We start from the raw sequence: 13225 nt of genomic DNA, 5'->3' as shown, positions 1-13225 counted from the left end.
CTCAGCCGGTGGCCAGCAGCACCGTGCCGACCAGGGCGAGGCCCGCCCCCGCCGCCTGCACCGGGCGCAGTCGCTCGCTGAGGAAGCCTCGCGCGGCCAGCGCCGTGACGACGGGATAGAGCGACGCGAGCACTGCGGCCACCGTGACCGGGCCGTGCTGGGCCGCGAGGGCGTACGTGCCATTGGCGGCGACGTCGGCGAGCCCGACGAAGGCGAGGGCGGGGACGGAACGCCAGGGGAGGCCGTCGCGCGGGAGGGACGCGGACCCTCGCCGCACCCCGACGTACAGGGCGGCGCCGCCCGTGACGACGTTGGCGACGCGCTGCACGAAGAGGGCCAGGAAGAGCCCGGTCACCGTGGTCGACGCCTCCGCGATCAGCGCGAACACCGTGCCGAAGCCGAGCGCCGCGACGAGTGTGAGCAGGATCGCCTGCCGTTGCACCGGCGCACCCTTGAGCTGCGGTCCGCCCGCGAGCACCACGCCGAGGACGGCGACCGCTATCCCGGCGGCCTGCAGCGGCCCGGGGCGTTCGCCGAGGAGGAGCCCGATGCCGACGGGCACGGCCACGCTCAAGGTGGCGAGCGGCGAGACGACGCCCATCGGGCCGAGGGCGAGCGCCTGGTAGAAGGAGAGCAGGGCGATGGGTCCGACCAGGCCCGCGGCGAGCGCGAACCAGAGCCGCGGACCCGTCTCGCTCCAGCCGCCGGTGGCCACCACGAGTGCACCGAGGACCGTCGCTGCGATGGTCTGCGAGACCACGACCACCGTCAACGCGGGCATCCGCCGGGTCAGCAAACCGCCGCCGAAGTCGGCCAGCCCCCACAGCAGGCTGGTGGCCAGGGCGAAGAGTGCTGTCATGGGCCGCCTCGCAGTACAGTTCAGTGAACAATCAAGTGCACCACACCGTAGTTCATTCCGATGGACTCTGTCATACAAAATATTGGACGAAATGTGTCGGACCTCGACCTGCTGACCCAGTCCCTGGCGCGCAACGTCAAGCGCTGGCGCACCGAGCGGGGCTTCACCCTGGAGACACTCGCCGCCCGCGCCGGAGTCAGCCGCGGCATGCTCATCCAGATCGAGCAGGCCCGCACCAACCCGAGCATCGGCACGGTGGTCAAGATCGCCGACGCGCTCGGCGTCAGCATCACCACGCTGCTCGACTACGAGCAGGGCCCCAAGGTCCGCATCGTCCCCGCCGAGCAGGCCGTACGTCTGTGGCGCACCGACGCGGGCAGCTACAACCGCCTCCTCGCGGGGACCGAGGCGCCTGGACCGCTGGAGATGTGGGACTGGCGGCTGATGCCCGGCGACAGCAGCGCCTCCGATCCGCACCCGAGCGGAACGGTCGAACTCGTCCATGTCACCACCGGCGAACTCACGCTCACCGTCGACGGCGTCGGGCACCGTGTGCCGACCGGAGCGAGCGCCTCCTTCGAGGCCGACACCCCGCACACCTACGGCAACGACGGCGATGTGCCGATGGAGATGGTGATGTCGATCTCGGTGCCTCCCGTGCGCTGAGACGCCGCTCCGGCGCCCGGTGTACGGCTGTTAGCGTGCGGTCATGCGCGCACCCATCGGAGACTTCGACCACGCCACGCCCGCCCCCGACTGCCTCGACGAGCTGACCCCTGCGGTGGCGGCGGCCGTACGGGCCTGGAGCGGCGCCGTCCCCGCCGACCGGATCGTCTACGTCGACACCGAGCCCGAGTGGGCCGACACCGCGGTCTTCCTGGAGCACTACGGAAAGGACCTGCTCGACCGGTCCGCCAACTGCGTCGTCGTCGCGGCCAAACGGGGTGGCGAGACGACCCTGGCCGCATGTGTGGTCCTGTCCGCCACCCGGGTCGACGTCAACGGCGTGGTCCGCCGTCAACTGGGCGCCCGCAAGGCGTCCTTCGCGCCGATGGAGGTGGCGACCGGGGAGACCGGCATGGAGTACGGCGGTATCACGCCGATCGGACTTCCCGGCAACTGGCCGGTGCTGGTGGACTCGGCGGTGGTCGACCTGCCGTATGTGCTGGTCGGCAGCGGTCGGCGCCGGGGCAAGCTGCTGGTGCCGGGGAAGGCGTTCGCGGAACTGGCCAACGCCGTGGTGCTGGAGGGTCTGGGGGCCTGACCGCGGCGTCGGTCCCGGGGCGACTGCCGTGACGGCCGGTGTGGTGGGCACGGGCCTGCCGAGCGATCCGTCAGGCCGCCGGGTGGCCGTGGTGGGCCAGCGCCAGATGGGGATCCCTCTCGCCCGGTCTCGGGGCCGGGTCGGCGTGGACCAGGGCCGCGGTGAGTTTCGGGACGGCGTGCAGCAGGGCGTGCTCGGCCTCGACCGCGATGTCGTGCGCCCGGCGCACGCTCACCTCGCCGTCCACCACGACCGCCACCTCGGCGCGCAGCCGGTGCCCGATCCAGCGCAGGCGCAGTTCGCCGACCTCGCGTACGCCCGGCACCGCGCGCAGCGCCTGCTCGGCCAGGTCCACCAGCGCAGGGTCCACGGCGTCCAGCACCCTCCGGAAGACCTCGCGTGCCGCGTCCCGCAGCACCAGGACGATCGCGGCCGTGATCGCCAACCCCACGAGCGGGTCGGCGAGTTGCCAGCCGAGCGCCGCGCCGCCCGCACCCACCAGGACCGCGAGCGAGGTGAATCCGTCCGTGCGCGCGTGCAGCCCGTCGGCCACCAGTGCGGCCGAGCCGATCGCGCGGCCGACCCGGATGCGGTGGCGTGCGACCCACTCGTTCCCGGCGAAACCGATGACGGCCGCGACGGCGACGGCGGGGATGTGCTCCATGGGGCGCGGCTCGAGCAGCCGCTCGACCGCCGCCCAGGTGGCGAAGGCGGCGGACGCGGCGATGGTCAGCACGATCACGATGCCGGCGAGGTCCTCGGCGCGGCCGTATCCGTAGGTGAATCGGCGCGTGGCCGCCCTTCGGCCCAGGATGAAGGCGACGCCGAGGGGCACGGCGGTCAGGGCGTCGGCGGCGTTGTGCACGGTGTCGCCGAGCAGCGCGACCGACCCGGAGATCGCGACCACGATCGCCTGTGCCAGGGCCGTTCCCCCGAGCACGGCCAGCGAGACCCACAGTGCGCGCATGCCGCGGGCGGAGGACTCCAGAGCGGCGTCGAGCGTGTCGGCGGTCTCGTGGGAGTGGGGCGTGAGCAGGTGCCTGAGGCGGTGCAGACGTCCATGGGGATGGGGACCAGGGCGGTCGTGCTCGTGGCCGTGCGGGTGATGGTTCCGGTGCTGCTCGTGCGCGGGGTGGTGCGGGTGGGCGCGGTCGTGACCATGGGCCCGGCCGTGCTCGTGGCTCTCGTGCGGGTGGCTCACCTGAGGACCCCTTTCGCCGCGCGATGGTGGACGCGTTCGCCCCCACGGAGCCATTATGTGCGTATGAGCGCACGCATGCACCTGTCACCTGCACACAGTGCGCAGCCGCGTACGGGTGGCGCGGCCGACGGGCACCCCCTGACCCCGGGCGAGGAACAGTTCGCTCTGGCCGCGGAGCTGCTGGCCCTGCTCGGGGACCGCACCCGGCTCGCCCTGCTGCACGCCCTGTCCGGTGGCGAGGCCGACGTCTCCACGCTCACCGAGAAGTGCGGCGCGGCGCGACCCGCCGTCAGTCAGCACCTGGCGCGGCTCCGGCTGGCGGGCCTGGTCGACTCGCGCAAGGAGGGCCGCCGGGTGATCTACTCGCTGCGCGACGGCCATCTGCGCCGGGTTGTGGACGAGGCGCTCGGCCTGGCCGACCACCGGCTCACCAACCGCCCGGCCCACGACTGACGTTCCGCTCAGTGCAGTGACCGCAGGACACGGGGCGAGCGACAAGCCGGACGACATGGCGCTGGGCACGGGGGGGAAGGCCGTGACCACCACGCACCGCTGAACCCAGCGCCGGGGAGGAGCGTTCAGTGGACGCTGTCGTCCTCGCCCGCCTCCAGCAGGTTCGCCGCGGCGCCCACGATGCTGGGGTCGGGGCTGCCGACGATCTCCTCGTCCTTGTCGGTGTAGTCGAAGCGGGCGAGGACGCTGCGCATCGCCTCCACGCGGGCCCGCTTCTTGTCGTTGCTCTTCACCACGGTCCACGGCGCGTGCTCGGTGTCCGTCTCGCGGAACATGGCGACCTTGGCGGCGGTGTAGTCGTCCCAGCGGTCGAGGGAGGCCAGGTCCATCGGGCTCAGCTTCCACTGCCGTACGGGGTCGACCTGGCGGATGGTGAAACGGGTGCGCTGCTCGCTCTGCGAGACGGAGAACCAGAACTTCACCAGGTCCACGCCGTCGTCCACGAGCATCCGCTCGAACATCGGGGCCTGGCGCATGAAACGGCGGTACTCGTCGTCGGTGCAGAAGCCCATCACGCGCTCGACACCGGCCCGGTTGTACCAGGACCGGTCGAACATCACGATCTCGCCCTCGGTCGGCAGGTGCTCGACGTACCGCTGGAAGTACCACTGCCCGCGCTCACGCTCGGTCGGCTTCTCCAGGGCGACCACCCGGGCGCCGCGCGGGTTGAGGTGCTCGGTGAAGCGCTTGATCGTGCCGCCCTTGCCGGCCGCGTCCCGCCCCTCGAAGACGATGACGAGCCGTCGGCCGGTCGCCTTGATCCAGCTCTGCAGCTTCAGCAGTTCGATCTGCTGAAGCCGCTTGTGCCACTCGTACTCCTTGCGCTCCATCCGCTGGTGGTACGGGTAGTTCTCCCGCCAGGTGTCCACCAGGCTGCCGTCGCGACGCAGCAGCACCGGGTCGTCGTGGTCGGTGTAGTCGACCCGCAGGCCCTCGGTCACCAGAGGTGTCATCCGTCCTCCTCCCGCTCTCTCAGTGGAACTGCGGCACGATCAGATAGATTCCGTACGCGACCACCGCCGCGCAGGCCAGGAAGCAGAGCCCGGCCTGGGCCAGACCGAGCGTGTGGGTGCCGCCGTCCCGCCCACGGGCGTCCTCGACCTGGGCGAGGCCGAGCACGCCGAGCGCGAAGACGACCACCACGGCGACGGTGACTCCGATGCTGACCACGGTGACCTCGCCGAGGGCGGTCCAGTCAAGGTGCATGGCGTGAACCCTCCCTGGTTCAGATGCCGGTGCCGACGCTCGTGGGGGTGCTGCCACGGAGCGTGACCTCGTGGCTCTCGTTCACATTGTGGGCGTGAATCGGGTTGCGGCGCGAGACGACCACGATGAATGCGGCGACGGCGGCGGCGACCAGAGCGATCACCACGGTGCCGGCGTTTCCGCCGTGCTTGACGACGCTCGCGGAGACGCCGCCGACCAGCGCCGCCGCGGGGAGCGTCACCAGCCAGGCGATCACCATGCGGCCGGCGGTGCCCCAGCGCACCTCGGCGAGTTTGCGCCCGAGGCCCGCACCGAGGATGCCGCCCGAACAGACCTGTGTGGTCGACAGCGCGAAGCCGAGGTGGGCGGAGGTCAGGATGACGGTCGTGGACGCAGCCTCGGCGGCGAAGCCCTGCGGCGACTGGATGTCGGTCAGGCCCTTGCCCATCGTGCGAATGATGCGCCACCCGCCGAGATAGGTGCCGAGGCCGATGGCCAGACCGGCGGACGCGATCACCCACACCGGTGGGCTCGCATCATGGCCGAGCGCCCCGGCCGAGATCAGGGTGAGGGTGATCACGCCCATCGTCTTCTGCGCGTCGTTGGTGCCGTGCGCCAGCGAGACCAGTGAAGCCGAGGCGATCTGGCCGAGGCGGAAGCCCCTGGTCACCGACTCTTTGCGGACCCTGGCAGTGATCTTGTAGGCGAGGTATGTGGCCAGCAGTGCGGCGAGCCCGGCCACCACGGGCGAGGCGACTGCCGGGATGAGGACCTTTTCGACAACCTTGTCGAAGTGCACGCCATTGCTGCCCGCCCCCACCCACACGGCGCCGATCAGACCGCCGAAGAGCGCGTGCGACGAACTCGACGGCAGTCCGACCAGCCAGGTCAGCAGATTCCACAGGATCGCGCCCACCAGCCCGGCGAAGACCATCGCCGGGGTCACCAGGGTGTCGTCCACGATGCCGCCCGAGATGGTCTTCGCAACCTCGGTCGACAGGAACGCGCCGACGATGTTCAGTACACCGCTGATCAGGACCGCGGTTCTCGGCTTGAGCGCGCCGGTGGCGATGGAGGTGGCCATCGCGTTCGCGGTGTCATGGAAGCCGTTCGTGAAGTCGAAGGCCAGTGCCGTGACGATGACGACGGCCACTAGGAACGTGATGTGGTCCATCCCACGATGCAAGCAATCGACGACGTCCTGCCGGAGAAGCACAGGCAACGCCCGGGCACGCGTCTGATGGGCGATCAGGCACCGAACCCGCAGCTCGTCAGGGGTGCGGGCATGACGACGAGGCGTATGTGAGCGGCCTCCGCGGACCACGCGGAAGAGGGAGCCGCCGACGCGGTGACGACGGTGGGCCGGGACCCGACGGTGTGCGGCAACGGCAGTGGGCCAGGATGCGGGATCCTGGCCCACTGCCATGTCATGCCTCGGGGCCGGCCGCGGCGCCGGCTCCCGGGGGATCAGGCAGCGGTGGGCGTGGCCTGCGAGAGCTGCTGGATGACCTTGGTCAGGCCCTCGACGACCTCGATGTCGTCGGCCGGGTGGGTCTCGGCGAAGCGGACCACGGAGCCGGGGATGGACAGCTTGGCGTCCTCGACGACCGCGCCACCGGCGATCGTCACGGCCTTGCGGGCCTCGTCCTGCGCCCACACGCCGCCGTACTGGCCGTAGGCGGTGCCGACGACGGCGACCGGTTTGCCGGACAGGGCGCCGGCGCCGTGCGGACGGGACAGCCAGTCGATCGCGTTCTTCAGGACGGCCGGGATGGTGCCGTTGTACTCGGGCGAGAAGAGCAGCAGGGCGTCGGCCTGTGCGGCGGCGTTACGCAGCGTGACGGCGGCCGCGGGCACGTTCCCCTCGACGTCGATGTCCTCGTTGTAGAAGGGGATGTCTGCCAGACCCTCCTGGAGCACCACCTCGACGCCCTCGGGGGCGTGCTTCACGGCCGCCTCGGCGAGCTGACGGTTGTGCGAACCGGCACGAAGGCTGCCGACGAGGGCGAGGATGCGAACGGACATGGCGAAACTCCCAGAATCTATGATCAGTGCAACCGGAACAGGACGGGCCTGGAGGAACCGGTGAGGTCTTCGTTGAATGTTGTACCACTTCACCGGACCGTGGTCCACTTCCTGGGGGGTCCAAACGGACCCAGGTCCGAATCTGTTCCCGCGACTACGCTGATGCCATGACCGAGCAGCTTCCGCCCGCTCACGTGCCGCCGCAGGCCGACGGCGAGGGCCTGGTGGATCTCAGCCTCATGCCGACCTTCAAGCCCACCCAGCTGCGCGCCGATGCCGCCCGCAATCGCACGCGGCTTCTGGAAGTGGCCGCGCGACTGGCCGCCGAACGCGGCATAGCCAACGTCACCATGGAGGACATCGCCTGCGGGGCGGGCGTCGGCAAGGGCACGGTCTTCCGGCGGTTCGGGGACCGCGCGGGCTTGCTGGTGGAGCTTCTGAGCCACCAGGAGGAGCAGTTCCAGACCGTCTTGATCTCCGGACCGCCGCCGCTGGGCCCGGGGGCACCCGCGGTGGAGCGGCTGCATGCCTTCGGTTCGGGCGTCGTCCGTCACGAACACGCCCACCGCGATCTGTACCTGGCCGCCCATGCGGACCCGGCCCGCCACCGGTTGGGCGCGCCGTACCAGTTCCGGCTGGCCCATGTGGCCATGCTGCTGCGCGAAGCGCGGGCCGAGGGTGACCTCGAACTCGTCGCGCACACCCTGCTCGGCTATCTGGAGACGGTGCTCGTCGACCACCTGCTCACCCGGCGCGGCATGCCCGTGGAGCGGGTGGAGGCCGGCTGGCGCGACCTGGTCGACCGGTTCACGCACCGATGCGGCGGCTGACGCCCGTCGCACGGCCGATGATGGTGCACGTGACCTCGCCGAGCAGAAGAGCTGAGATGTTCGTCCCCATCGAGCGCGATCCCCGTTCCTCCGGTCCCGCCACGGGTGACGAACGCGCCCTCCTCGTCGCCTTCCTGGCCGCCCAGCGCGCGACCCTGGAGCTCAAGTGCACCGGCCTGGACACGCAGTTGTCGCAGCGGTCGGTGGCGCCGTCCACGCTCTCGCTGCTCGGTCTGGTACGGCATCTCGCCGACGTCGAACGCCGCTGGTTCCGGCAGGTCCTGGCAGGGCGCGAGGCGGCGCCCCGGTTCTCCTCGCCCTCGGACCCCGACGGCGACTTCACCGGTGCGGTACCCGACCCGGACGTCGTCTCCCGGGCCTGGGAGGCGTGGCGCGAGGAGATCGCCTTCGCCGAGGCGTTCGTCGACTGTGCGCCCCACCTCGACGTCGAGGGCCACGACTCCTGGCGTGGCACCGTCTCGCTCCGCTGGGTGCTCATCCACATGATCGAGGGGTACGCCCGCCACAACGGCCATGCCGATCTGCTGCGGGAGCGCATCGACGGGGCGGTCGGCCTATGAGGAGCACCGCGTCGGGTGCCGAGCCCCGCGGTTGAACGTTTACGCAGGTCAGCGGCGTACTATCGGACATGACAACGGTCACCGGTGCAGCCTTTGCCGTAGGGCGCCGCGATGCGTTTCACTGCCGTCGAGGGACCCGATACGAGGGGGAAGGCGGATCACATGAGCGGCCACGGCCACGAGCACGGCCCCGGGGGCCACTCCGGGCACTCCCACGGCGTGTCGGCGGACGCCGACCGCCGCTGGCTCGGCCTGGCGCTCGCCCTGATCACCGTGTTCATGGCGGCCGAGGTGGTTGTCGGTGTCCTCGCTTCTTCTCTGGCCCTGATCTCCGACGCGGCCCACATGCTCACCGACGCGGCGTCCATCGTGCTCGCTCTGATCGCGATGCGGCTCGCCGCCCGCCCGGCCCGCGGCGGTTTCACCTACGGACTCAAGCGCGCCGAGATCCTCTCGGCCCAGGCCAACGGTCTCACGCTGCTCCTGCTGGGTTCCTGGCTCGCGTACGAGGCCGTACGGCGGCTCATCGCCCCGCCCGCGGTCTCGGGCGTCCCGATGTTGGTCACCGCGCTCGCCGGCATCGCCGTCAATGTGGTCGCCACCTGGTGCATCTCGCGGGCCAACCGCACCTCACTCAATGTCGAGGGCGCCTATCAGCACATCCTGAACGACCTGTTCGCCTTCGTCGGTACCGCGGTCGCCGCGCTCGTGGTGGTCCTGACGGGCTTCGAACGTGCCGACGCCGTCGCCACTCTCGTCGTCGTCGCGCTGATGGTGAAGGCCGCGTTCGGGCTGCTGCGCGACTCCGGCCGTATCTTCCTGGAGGCGGCGCCCGCCGACGTCGACCCGGACGCGCTCGGCGACCGGCTCGTCGCCCGTCCGGACGTCGTCGAGGTGCACGACCTGCACGTCTGGCAGATCACCTCAGGCCAGTCGGCGTTGTCCGCCCACGTCCTGGTCGAGCCGGGCGGCGACTGCCACGCGGTGCGCCGCGACCTCGAGGACGTACTGCGGAACGGCTACGGCATCACCCACACCACCCTGCAGGTCGACCACGCCCCCGAGCAGGTCCTTCAACTGACCCTGCCCGGGGACCGGGAGACGACCGACGACGCCGCGCACTGCAAGGCCCCGCACGGCCCGGTCCACCGGGACGAGCCGCACCACCACTGACAGGGCGGTGGGCTTTCTCGCCCCTGTCTTGACCTTGTCTTTCCCCGAATACCTCTGATGCAGAGCTAATGTCCGGGGTGTGGAATCGGAAAGCCTCGCGGGCGACCTCGCCGACGCACTGCTCGGAGTGCAGCGGCTCATCCGGCGGCACTTGCGCCGCGGGATGTCCTCGCCACCGCTGCGCGGTGCCGAGGTCGAGCTGCTGCGCCTGGTCGCGGCACGGCCGGGGATGGGTGTGTCGGAGGCCGCCAGGGAGCTGTATCTGGCGGGCAACTCGGTCTCGACGCTCGTCAATCACCTGGTTCGGGACGGCTTCTTGATCCGCGAGACGGACCCGGCCGACCGGAGGGCCGCGCGACTGCTGCCCACCGCGGCGGCCGAGGCACGGCTGCGTGACTGGCGTAAGCGGCGCACCGCCCTCGTGCGCCGCCAGATGGCCCGCCTCGACGAGGTGGATCGCAAGGCGCTCGAGGCGGCCCTTCCGGCGCTGCGCAAGCTGGCGGAGAACCTGCACGAGGAGGCCGAGGAGACATGACGCGGAACGCGACGGACGGCGGGGACCCGGCGGTCGACGCCGTCACCTGTGCCGGACTGCGCTACTCCTTCGGGGAGACGCACGCGGTGGACGGACTCGACCTCTCCGTCCGCGACGGCGAGGTGTTCGGCCTGCTCGGCCCCAATGGAGCCGGCAAGACCACGGCCATCCGCTGCATCACCACACTGCTCCCGGTCCCGGCGGGCAAGGTCAGCGTCTTCGGCCACGACGCGACCCGCGAACGCATGGCCGTACGGCGCCTGCTGGGCTATGTGCCGCAGCAGCTCTCGGCCGACGCCGGGCTCACCGGCCGCGAGAACGTCGCCCTGTTCGCCCGTGTCTTCGACGTCTCCCGGCGTGAGCGCGCCCGGCGGGTCGAGCAGGCGCTGGAGGCCGTCGATCTCACCGCCGCGGCCGACCGCCTGGCCAGGACGTACTCCGGCGGCATGGTCCGCAGACTCGAACTCGCCCAGGCCCTGGTGAGCGCGCCCCGGCTGCTGATGCTCGACGAGCCGACCATCGGTCTCGACCCGATCGCCCGGACCAACGTGTGGGAACACATCAACGCCGTACGCGCCGCCACCGGCATGACGGTCCTCGTCACGACCCACTACATGGACGAGGCCGACCAGTACTGCGACCGGGTCGCCCTGATGCACCGCGGCCGCGTCCGCGCCCTCGGCACCCCCGACGAGCTGAGGACCGGTCTCAGGGAACGGCTCGGCACCGAAAGTCCGCTGCCGACGCTGGAAGACGTCTTCCGCGATGTCGCCGGCAGCGGACTCGACGACCAGTCAGGAGACTTCCGCGATGTCCGAAGCACCCGCCGCACCGCGTCCCGTGTCGGCTGACGCCGTACACCTAGCCGACCTCGACCTGCTGCTGGTCCCACCCCGGGCCCGTACCGGGTGGAAGGTGCTGCCCGCGCGGGTCGCGGCGATGTGCGCGGTCGAGCTGCAGAAGCTGCGCCATGACCGCACCGAGCTGTACACCCGCGCGATTCAGCCGGCGTTGTGGCTGCTCATCTTCGGTGAGACGTTCACCCGGATCAGGGCGATCCCGACCGGCGGCATCCCGTATCTCGACTACCTGGCCCCGGGCATCATCGCCCAGTCCGCGATGTTCATCGCCATTTTCTACGGCATCATGATCATCTGGGAGCGGGACGCCGGGATCCTCACGAAGCTGCTGGTCACACCGACCCCGCGCGCGGCACTCATCACCGGGAAGGCCTTCGCGGCCGGGGTCAAGGCGCTGATCCAGGCGATCGTGGTCGTTCTGATCGCCGCGGTGCTCGGTGTGGCGATGACCTGGAATCCGCTGCGGCTGCTCGGCGTCGCGCTGGCCGTCGTGCTGGGTTCGGCCTTCTTCTCCTGCCTCTCGATGACGATCGCGGGCATCGTTCTCACCCGCGACCGCCTGATGGGCATCGGCCAGGCCATCGCCTGCCCATAAGCTCTTTTCATGGACGCAGACGAGCAGCAGACAGACCGTCAGCCGCTGGCAGACCGCCGCATCTCCCGGTTATCTCTTCCCCGACAGGCCCGTCGCAGCGCTGCTGACTGGAGCGGAGAGAGGGCCGCGATCTACTGCCGCATCTCGCACGCGGACGACGATGACCAAACGGGCGTTGACCGTCAGGAACGGATCTGCCGAGACACCGCCGAGCGCCTGAACCTCACGGTGCCGAACCGTCTGGTCTTCGTGGACAACAACCGGTCCGCGTGGAAGCGCAACCGCAAGCGCCCGGGGTGGGACGCACTGCTCGAAGCCGTTAGCGACGGCCACGTGCGGCACATCCTTACCTACCACCCGGACCGGCTCATGCGGCAGCCTCACGACCTCGAGCAGCTCTTGCACATTGCCGACCAGCACGACATCACGTTGCACGGCCAGGCCAACCGGCGTGATCTCGCCGACCCTGACGACCGGTTCTTTCTACGCATCGAGGTAGCGCACGCCTGCCGTTCCAGTGACGACACCTCACGGCGGTTGCGTGACGCCACGGTTGACCGAGCCCGGGATGGCCAGCCGCACGGTGGTAAGCGTCGCTTCGGCTACGACAAAACGGGAACGGTGATCATCGCGGCGGAGGCCGTCATCGCCCGAGAAGTCTTCACCCGCTACCTTGACGGCGAGACCCCCACCGCTCTGGCTCGCGACCTCAACGAACGCCAAGAGCGGACGGCCCTCGGACGTGAGTGGAACGCCGATAGCATTCGAGCACTTCTGGACAGTCACCACGTCGCAGGCATCCGGGTCTTCCGAGGCGAAGAAGTCGGCCGAGGTCAGTGGCCCGCGATCATCAACGAAGGTCTCTGGCAGGAGGTACGCGACCGGCGCACGTACCGGGCCCCGGCCGTTTCGAGCGGCCAGAACGAGGACAACCGCTTCTACCTGCTCCGCGGCATCGTGATGTGCAAGCGGTGCGGCGTGCGCATGGCCGGATCCATGGGCAATTACCTGTGCGGACGCAGCCAGCGCACGGACAGCGAGTTCTGTGGGCGCAGCGTGTCCGCGCCGACGTTGGAAGCGTTCGTGACCGACGCGGCAATCAACCTGTTGGAGCGGCTGGACGTGACCGGCAGCACCGAGCCGCCGAGCCTGACGGAAGCCGATCAGGCAGCCATCGAGGCCGAACAAGAGGAGCTTGCCGAGCTGAAAGACATGTGGGAAGCCGGGGAACTGAAAACGCGTGAGTATCGCGCGATGCGCAAGACGGTCGAGGACCGGATCGCTCAGGTCCGCCGTAAGTTGGTGATCCGGCCGGCCGTTGAGGTGCTTGGGGGTTTGGTAGGACCCGACGCGCGGAGCATCTGGAAGGGGCTGGGGGAGGGGAAGCAGTACGAGCGAATGAACACCGTTCTCCGCTTCCTGTTCGGCGCAGTAATCATCGACGCCTCATCGACACGGGGCCGAAGCTTCGACTTTGGCCGCGTGGACATCGAGCCGAACGAGCTCTAGCGAAGTGAAGCGGAGGGGTCCGCAAGAGCCCCCCGCAATTCGGCGCGGTGCTCCCATCTCGGACACCAGCCGCC

Annotated in this window: 15 protein-coding genes and 1 pseudogene; 10 read left to right on the top strand and 6 right to left on the bottom strand. The window is 70.1% G+C overall.

Translation table 11 applies throughout. The features are described from left to right. Position 1 precedes the first annotated feature (1 nt). Positions 2-859: a DMT family transporter gene (locus VXC91_RS09680; RefSeq protein WP_329506634.1), complete on the bottom strand. Its 858-nt coding sequence runs from the start codon at positions 857-859 to the stop codon at positions 2-4. 93 nt (positions 860-952) lie between these two features. On the opposite strand from VXC91_RS09680, the gene VXC91_RS09675 reads away from it, so the two are divergent. Both VXC91_RS09675 and VXC91_RS09670 read left to right on the top strand, forming a co-directional pair. Then, positions 953-1525: a helix-turn-helix domain-containing protein gene (locus VXC91_RS09675; protein WP_329506632.1), complete on the top strand. Its 573-nt coding sequence runs from the start codon at positions 953-955 to the stop codon at positions 1523-1525. 43 nt (positions 1526-1568) lie between these two features. Beyond that, complete coding sequence (locus VXC91_RS09670) at positions 1569-2123, top strand: YbaK/EbsC family protein (RefSeq protein ID WP_329506630.1); 555 nt, start codon at positions 1569-1571, stop codon at positions 2121-2123. 70 nt (positions 2124-2193) lie between these two features. Here VXC91_RS09670 and VXC91_RS09665 read toward each other — a convergent pair whose 3' ends face one another. Next, on the bottom strand, positions 2194-3324 hold the full coding sequence (locus tag VXC91_RS09665; RefSeq protein WP_329506628.1) for a cation diffusion facilitator family transporter: 1131 nt from the start codon (positions 3322-3324) through the stop codon (positions 2194-2196). 63 nt (positions 3325-3387) lie between these two features. Between VXC91_RS09665 and VXC91_RS09660 the strand changes: the two genes are divergently transcribed. Continuing rightward, the gene (locus VXC91_RS09660) at positions 3388-3777 is read left to right on the top strand and encodes an ArsR/SmtB family transcription factor (protein WP_329506626.1); all 390 of its coding nucleotides are present in this window, start codon (positions 3388-3390) and stop codon (positions 3775-3777) included. 125 nt (positions 3778-3902) lie between these two features. Here VXC91_RS09660 and ppk2 read toward each other — a convergent pair whose 3' ends face one another. The 4 genes from ppk2 to VXC91_RS09640 all read right to left on the bottom strand — a co-directional run bounded on the left by ppk2 (position 3903) and on the right by VXC91_RS09640 (position 7068). Next, on the bottom strand, positions 3903-4790 hold the full coding sequence (ppk2, locus tag VXC91_RS09655) for a polyphosphate kinase 2 (protein WP_329506624.1): 888 nt from the start codon (positions 4788-4790) through the stop codon (positions 3903-3905). Between the two features lie 19 nt (positions 4791-4809). Next, the gene (locus VXC91_RS09650) at positions 4810-5043 is read right to left on the bottom strand and encodes a hypothetical protein (protein WP_329506622.1); all 234 of its coding nucleotides are present in this window, start codon (positions 5041-5043) and stop codon (positions 4810-4812) included. A 19-nt stretch (positions 5044-5062) separates the two neighbouring features. Further along, positions 5063-6217: an inorganic phosphate transporter gene (locus VXC91_RS09645; protein ID WP_329506620.1), complete on the bottom strand. Its 1155-nt coding sequence runs from the start codon at positions 6215-6217 to the stop codon at positions 5063-5065. 293 nt (positions 6218-6510) lie between these two features. Continuing rightward, positions 6511-7068, bottom strand: coding sequence for an NAD(P)H-dependent oxidoreductase (locus VXC91_RS09640; RefSeq protein WP_329506619.1), 558 nt, complete (start codon positions 7066-7068; stop codon positions 6511-6513). A gap of 167 nt (positions 7069-7235) precedes the next feature. Here VXC91_RS09640 and VXC91_RS09635 point away from each other — a divergent pair, with 167 nt between their 5' ends. The 7 genes and pseudogenes from VXC91_RS09635 (at position 7236) to VXC91_RS09605 (ending at position 13151) form a co-directional block, all read left to right on the top strand. Continuing rightward, complete coding sequence (locus VXC91_RS09635; RefSeq protein ID WP_329506617.1) at positions 7236-7898, top strand: TetR/AcrR family transcriptional regulator; 663 nt, start codon at positions 7236-7238, stop codon at positions 7896-7898. Positions 7899-7954: 56 nt separating this feature from the next. Further along, positions 7955-8479, top strand: coding sequence for a DinB family protein (locus tag VXC91_RS09630; protein WP_329506616.1), 525 nt, complete (start codon positions 7955-7957; stop codon positions 8477-8479). A gap of 162 nt (positions 8480-8641) precedes the next feature. Next, positions 8642-9652, top strand: coding sequence for a cation diffusion facilitator family transporter (locus VXC91_RS09625; protein ID WP_329506615.1), 1011 nt, complete (start codon positions 8642-8644; stop codon positions 9650-9652). Positions 9653-9731: 79 nt separating this feature from the next. Next, on the top strand, positions 9732-10187 hold the full coding sequence (locus VXC91_RS09620) for a MarR family winged helix-turn-helix transcriptional regulator (RefSeq protein WP_329506614.1): 456 nt from the start codon (positions 9732-9734) through the stop codon (positions 10185-10187). Beyond that, positions 10184-11038, top strand: coding sequence for an ABC transporter ATP-binding protein (locus VXC91_RS09615; protein ID WP_329506613.1), 855 nt, complete (start codon positions 10184-10186; stop codon positions 11036-11038). The genes VXC91_RS09620 and VXC91_RS09615 overlap by 4 nt, the downstream gene beginning before the upstream one ends. Further along, positions 10998-11639 (top strand): annotated as a pseudogene (locus tag VXC91_RS09610) (ABC transporter permease); the annotation flags it as partial. The gene VXC91_RS09615 and the pseudogene VXC91_RS09610, both read left to right, overlap by 41 nt. Before the next feature lie 12 nt (positions 11640-11651). Next, positions 11652-13151, top strand: coding sequence for a recombinase family protein (locus VXC91_RS09605; protein ID WP_329506612.1), 1500 nt, complete (start codon positions 11652-11654; stop codon positions 13149-13151). Positions 13152-13225 lie beyond the last annotated feature (74 nt).

It is taken from the genome of Streptomyces chiangmaiensis, from assembly GCF_036281785.1.
Taxonomy (GTDB): domain Bacteria; phylum Actinomycetota; class Actinomycetes; order Streptomycetales; family Streptomycetaceae; genus Streptomyces; species Streptomyces chiangmaiensis.
Note: the sequence above shows the minus strand (reverse complement) of the source record. Positions and strands in the feature narration are given on the sequence as shown.

Bases quoted from the DNA above. Each gene is read 5' to 3' on its own strand.
- VXC91_RS09680 (WP_329506634.1), bottom strand. From the start codon at position 859: ATGACAGCACTCTTCGCCCTGGCCACCAGCCTGCTGTGGGGGCTGGCC.
- VXC91_RS09670 (WP_329506630.1), top strand. From the start codon at position 1,569: ATGCGCGCACCCATCGGAGACTTCGACCACGCCACGCCCGCCCCCGAC.
- VXC91_RS09660 (WP_329506626.1), top strand. From the start codon at position 3,388: ATGAGCGCACGCATGCACCTGTCACCTGCACACAGTGCGCAGCCGCGT.
- ppk2 (WP_329506624.1), bottom strand. From the start codon at position 4,790: ATGACACCTCTGGTGACCGAGGGCCTGCGGGTCGACTACACCGACCAC.
- VXC91_RS09650 (WP_329506622.1), bottom strand. From the start codon at position 5,043: ATGCACCTTGACTGGACCGCCCTCGGCGAGGTCACCGTGGTCAGCATC.
- VXC91_RS09645 (WP_329506620.1), bottom strand. From the start codon at position 6,217: ATGGACCACATCACGTTCCTAGTGGCCGTCGTCATCGTCACGGCACTG.
- VXC91_RS09640 (WP_329506619.1), bottom strand. From the start codon at position 7,068: ATGTCCGTTCGCATCCTCGCCCTCGTCGGCAGCCTTCGTGCCGGTTCG.
- VXC91_RS09635 (WP_329506617.1), top strand. From the start codon at position 7,236: ATGACCGAGCAGCTTCCGCCCGCTCACGTGCCGCCGCAGGCCGACGGC.
- VXC91_RS09630 (WP_329506616.1), top strand. From the start codon at position 7,955: ATGTTCGTCCCCATCGAGCGCGATCCCCGTTCCTCCGGTCCCGCCACG.
- VXC91_RS09625 (WP_329506615.1), top strand. From the start codon at position 8,642: ATGAGCGGCCACGGCCACGAGCACGGCCCCGGGGGCCACTCCGGGCAC.
- VXC91_RS09615 (WP_329506613.1), top strand. From the start codon at position 10,184: ATGACGCGGAACGCGACGGACGGCGGGGACCCGGCGGTCGACGCCGTC.
- VXC91_RS09605 (WP_329506612.1), top strand. From the start codon at position 11,652: ATGGACGCAGACGAGCAGCAGACAGACCGTCAGCCGCTGGCAGACCGC.